Origin of the sequence: Brevundimonas sp. (assembly GCF_018608325.1) — a bacterium.
Classification (GTDB): Bacteria; Pseudomonadota; Alphaproteobacteria; order Caulobacterales; family Caulobacteraceae; genus Brevundimonas.
This window is the reverse complement of sequence record NZ_JABAZW010000122.1, coordinates 1-4484: the sequence shown is the minus strand read 5'-3', so window position 1 is coordinate 4484 and position 4484 is coordinate 1. Positions and strand designations below refer to the sequence as shown.

Here is a 4484-nt window from a genome sequence, read left to right as displayed (position 1 = left end):
CGCCTATGCGACCCGTGCGGGTCTGGCCGCCGGGCGCGGCGTGATCGAGACCCTGAGCCTGAACGGCGCCACGGATGGACGGATCGCCTGGCTGTTCCAGCGCCGTTTCGCCCTGCTGGCTGCAGGCGCGGGAGCCATCGGCGCCCTGCTGGCGGCGGCCCTGCTGGCCTTCCTTCGCTTCCTCGGCGGATCCAGCGGCCTGACCCAGGCCCTGCCCATCACCTGGGGCGATCTGCTGTTGCTCTCGCCATGCCCGCTGCTGGCCGCTACGGTTGCACTTCTCGCGGCCAGATTCGCCGCCATGCAGGTATTGGGATCAGCTAGAGGCAAGGGATGAGGCTGCTGACTGTCATCGGCGTCGTCGCCCTGATCTGGCTGGTCGGCCTGTTCGCCTTCGCCCATCGGGTGCGTGAGCTGACGCCCGCCGACGACCCCGCCCGCGCCGACGCCATCGTGGCCCTGACCGGCCCATCCGCCGAGCGGGTCAACGCCGCCATCCGCCTGCTTGAGCAGGGCAAGGGCGAGCGTGTGCTGATCTCGGGCGTCAACCGCGAGGTCCGCCGTCAGGAACTGCGCGAACTGACCCCCGGCTCGACCAAGTTGTTCAACTGCTGTGTCGACCTGGGTTTCGAGGCCGAGGACACGGTCGGCAACGCCCAGGAGATCGCCTCATGGGCGCGCGCCAAGGGCTACACCCATCTGATCGTGGTCACCTCGGACTATCATATGCCGCGTTCGCTGGTTGAGCTGCGCGGCCAGCTGCCGGGCGTGGAGCTGACGCCCTATGCCGTTTCAACGCCGTCGCTGGACAATACGCGCTGGTGGCGGGCCGTGGTTTCGGCGCGTCGCATGACGCTGGAATACATGAAATATCTCACCGCCCTGGGCCGCGAGGGAGTGCGTCGCCTGACGCGCGACCGCTCCACCGTCCGGGCCGTCGCCGCCGATGCGGACACACCAGAAAAAGCGCCCGCCTGAATGAACACCGTCCGCTCCCTCCTCTTTACGGTCTGGCTCTATCTGTCGATGCCTGTCGTCGCCGTCGGCCTGTCGCCCGCCCTCCTGCTGCCGCACCGTTTCGCGCGCGGCGTCATCAAGCTGTGGGCCAGGACCGTGCTGTTCGGCCTGCGCTGGATCGCAGGCGTGAAGGTCGAGTTCCGGGGCCTTGAGAACCGCCCCTCCGGCGCCGCCCTTATCGCGTCAAAACATCAGGGAATGCTGGACATCGTGGCCCTGCTGGCGGTGCTGCCCGACGCCTGTTTCGTGATGAAGAAGGAGCTGATGCCGCTGCCCTTCTTCGGCTGGTTCGCCTGGAAGGCCAAGATGATCGCCGTGGACCGCGCCGGTCACGCCAAGGCGCTGAAGGACATGACCCGTCAGGCCAAGGATCGTCTGGCCGAAGGCCGCCAGATCGTCATCTTCCCCGAGGGCACGCGCAACGACCCCGGCGTTCCCGGCGACTACAAGCCCGGCGTCGCGGCCATCTATCGCGACCTGGAAGGCCCCTGCTGGCCCGTCGCCACCAACTCCGGCGTTCACTGGCCCGCCCATGGTTTCCGTCGCTATCCGGGCACGGTCGTCTTCGAATTCCTTGAGCCCATTCCGGCCCAGTTGAAGCGGGGCGCCATGATGTCGTTGCTGGAAAGCCGCATCGAGACGGCTTCGACCGCCTTATTGGAGCCAAAAACAGCCTTAGTGCATTCCGCACCGGCCTGATCCTCCCCACGTTCGGGCGCCGCAATGGAAACGCCCGATGATCCGCACACTGATCCTGACCACCGCATTCGCCGCTATCGCTGGATCGGCACTGGCCCAGTCCCAGCCGTATGAGGAGGTCGAGGCCCCCAAGACCTGGCGGGTCGAGGTCGGCGGCGGCATCACCCACGGCTTCAGCCCCACGGGCAAGACGGGCGAGGACATCAACTACACCGCCTGGGGTTCGGCCAACTACAAGGGCGTCATCTACGCCAATGGTCTGGACGGACTGGGCTGGAACGCGATCAACGCCGACGACTTCCACGCCGGGGTTCAACTGCGCCCTCGCTTCTCGGCAGGCAAGATCGAGGGCTCCAGCCTTGATCGCCCGGGCCTGGGCGCCGACGCCGCCCTCTATGCCTACAAGCGGTTTGGCGGGATCGTCGTCGGCGGCCATGTCGCCCAGGATGTCAGCGGCGACGACGCTGGACTGCAGTATTTCGCCTCGGTCGGCCATCAGCGCGTAACCCCGGTCGGCCTGATGCGCGTCAGCGGCTATGTCACCGGCGGCGACAGCGAACGACTGCAACGCTATTTCGGCGTCACCCCCGAACAGGCGCCGGGCAGCGGCTATCAGCCCTACAAGGCGTCGGGCGGCCTGTCGGGCGCCGGAGCCGTAGCCTTCCTGGCCATCCCGGTCGGCGACCGCTTCGGCGTCGGCGGCTTCATCAACTATGAGCAACGCCTGGGCGACACCAAGGACAGCCCGCTGATCGACAAGGACCACGTCTGGCGCGCGGGCCTGATCGGTGTCGTGCGGTTCTCCAGCGCGGATTGAACGACGCGTCGCCCTGCTTCTTATCCGTCATCCGCGCCACCAGGACGAGGATGACGGAATGAGTACGTAATCAGCGCGCCGCAAACTCGCTAAGGGCGTCGATGACCGCGCGGTTCTGGTCTTCAGTGCCGATGGTGATGCGCAGCGCCTGCGGCAGGCCGTAGCCGCCGACCGGGCGGACGATGATGCCCTTGGTGTTCAGATAGTCGTTGGCGGCGGCAGCGCGCTCGGCGCCGTCGAAGATCACCAGAACGAAGTTGCCTGCACTGGGCAAAACCTCGAAGCCGAAACCGCGCAGGGCCTGGGTCAGACGCGGCTTCCAGCTGGTGACCAGATCACGCGACGCCGTCTGGTGCGCGGTGTCCGACAGGGCGGCGGTTGCCGCGTCCACGCCCGGCACTGAGACGTTGAACGGCAAGCGGATGCGGTCGATGGCCTCTGCGATCGCCAGCGGCGCATAGCCGAAGCCGATGCGAAGACCGCCCAGACCGTGGATCTTGGAGAAGGTGCGGGTGACGACGATGTTCGACGCCTCTTTGGCCAGCGGGAAGGACGTCTCCCAGTCGGCCTCGGTCACATATTCCGCATAGGCTTCATCGACGACCAGAATGACGTGCGACGGCAGGGCGGCGTGCAGGCGGCGGATTTCCTCGGCCGTATTGTAGCTGCCGGTCGGGTTCGACGGGTTGGAGACATAGACGATCTTGGTGCGGTCATCGACCTGGGCCAGCAGGGCGTCGACCTCGGCCTTGAAGTTCGGCTCGGGCGCCAGCTTGACCTGCGCCTCGCAGCCCAGGGCGCTGATGCGATAGGCCAGGAAGCCGTACTGCCCGCAGACGATGTTGTCGCCCGATGTCAGATAGGTCTGGTTCAGCAGGGCGAACACCTCGTCCGAACCATTGCCGAAGATCAGGCGCTCGGGCTCCAAACCATGCAGTTCGGCGACGGCAGTGCGCAGCTTGGTGGCGCGGCCGTCGGGATAGACGTGGATGTTCTTGCTGGCGGCTTCATAGGCGGCGCGCGCCTTTTCGCCCGCGCCCAGCATGTTCTCGTTGGAGGACAGTTTCAACGGCTCGGCGACCCCGGCGATGGACGACTTGCCGCCCACATAAGGCGCGATGTCGAGGATGCCGGGCTTCGCCACGGGGCCTTGGGGTGCGGGCGCGTCGGTCATGGGATGCCTTAAGTCAGAAAATGGGGGCGGCGCCGATGACGCCGGTCAATTGTCCGGGCGCGCCGATCAGCCGCCCGTCCTCAGGTTGGACATAGCCTGTCAGCACAAACAGCTTCAAGCCGCCTGCCGCCGCCAGCGGGTCCGCGACCAGGCCAGATTGTCCCAGGGCGTCGGTGATGCGGGCGTCAGCCCATTGGCTGTCGGTGACCCAGAAGCTGCGATCATCGCCGGTCGGGCCGGACAGTTCCTTCGACACCACGAACGCCTGCGGGCGCGCGCGACGATCATCAGGCAGAGCGGCGACGACGCGCATGTCCGGGCGGGCCAACAACCGCCCCCACCACGGACGATCAGACGACAGGTCCAAAATCCCTCGTGCGCCGCCGTCGACGGCCTTCAGCACCTCATCCGCCATCATGGGGCGTGCGGACAGGCCGTAACGATCCGCCGCCAGAAGATTGGCCAGGGCGCCGCTGGCCGCCATCGCGGGTCCGCCCGCCGCCTCGATCCGCCCCCACAAAGCCTTCACCGCCGCCGCCTCAGCGGGCGAAACGCCGTTCAGCAGTTGGCGCAGGGCGATGGCGCCGGCATCCGCGCGGTCACGCGGACCGGCGGCAAGACGGGCGCGCACGGCCTGGACCACCGCCCGGTCCAGCGCCAGCAGGGCTTCATCGGCCTGGGGTTCGCTGAGCAGAGCCATCAGAACAGCTTGGGCGCGGGGGCCAGAGAGAACGGCCCCAGCCAGGCGCGGCCGTCCCGGAACACCAGCGCCAGGGC

The 4484-nt window shown here is 67.3% G+C and carries 6 protein-coding genes; 4 read left to right on the top strand and 2 right to left on the bottom strand.

The window, feature by feature from the left end; translation table 11 throughout:
• The 4 genes from QZ281_RS12065 to QZ281_RS12050 all read left to right on the top strand — a co-directional run.
• The coding region (locus tag QZ281_RS12065) for an FtsX-like permease family protein (protein ID WP_363297877.1) at positions 1-337 on the top strand (337 nt) is incomplete at its 5' end.
• Positions 334-978: a YdcF family protein gene (locus QZ281_RS12060; protein ID WP_292228676.1), complete on the top strand. Its 645-nt coding sequence runs from the start codon at positions 334-336 to the stop codon at positions 976-978. The genes QZ281_RS12065 and QZ281_RS12060, both read left to right, overlap by 4 nt.
• Positions 979-1716, top strand: a complete 738-nt coding sequence (locus QZ281_RS12055; RefSeq protein WP_292228674.1) for a lysophospholipid acyltransferase family protein — start codon at positions 979-981, stop codon at positions 1714-1716.
• Positions 1717-1753: 37 nt separating this feature from the next.
• On the top strand, positions 1754-2533 hold the full coding sequence (locus tag QZ281_RS12050) for a MipA/OmpV family protein (protein ID WP_292228672.1): 780 nt from the start codon (positions 1754-1756) through the stop codon (positions 2531-2533).
• A 70-nt stretch (positions 2534-2603) separates the two neighbouring features.
• Here the strand turns inward: QZ281_RS12050 and hisC are convergent, their stop codons facing one another.
• Both hisC and QZ281_RS12040 read right to left on the bottom strand, forming a co-directional pair.
• Positions 2604-3707, bottom strand: coding sequence for a histidinol-phosphate transaminase (hisC, locus tag QZ281_RS12045; RefSeq protein ID WP_292228670.1), 1104 nt, complete (start codon positions 3705-3707; stop codon positions 2604-2606).
• A 13-nt stretch (positions 3708-3720) separates the two neighbouring features.
• Positions 3721-4484 (bottom strand): hypothetical protein (locus tag QZ281_RS12040; RefSeq protein ID WP_363297874.1); only part of this gene is annotated, 764 nt, incomplete at its 5' end.

What these genes read in the sequence shown, in the direction of transcription:
- QZ281_RS12060 (WP_292228676.1), top strand. Translation starts at nt 334, where the DNA reads ATGAGGCTGCTGACTGTCATCGGCGTCGTCGCCCTGATCTGGCTGGTC.
- QZ281_RS12055 (WP_292228674.1), top strand. Translation starts at nt 979, where the DNA reads ATGAACACCGTCCGCTCCCTCCTCTTTACGGTCTGGCTCTATCTGTCG.
- QZ281_RS12050 (WP_292228672.1), top strand. Translation starts at nt 1,754, where the DNA reads ATGATCCGCACACTGATCCTGACCACCGCATTCGCCGCTATCGCTGGA.
- hisC (WP_292228670.1), bottom strand. Translation starts at nt 3,707, where the DNA reads ATGACCGACGCGCCCGCACCCCAAGGCCCCGTGGCGAAGCCCGGCATC.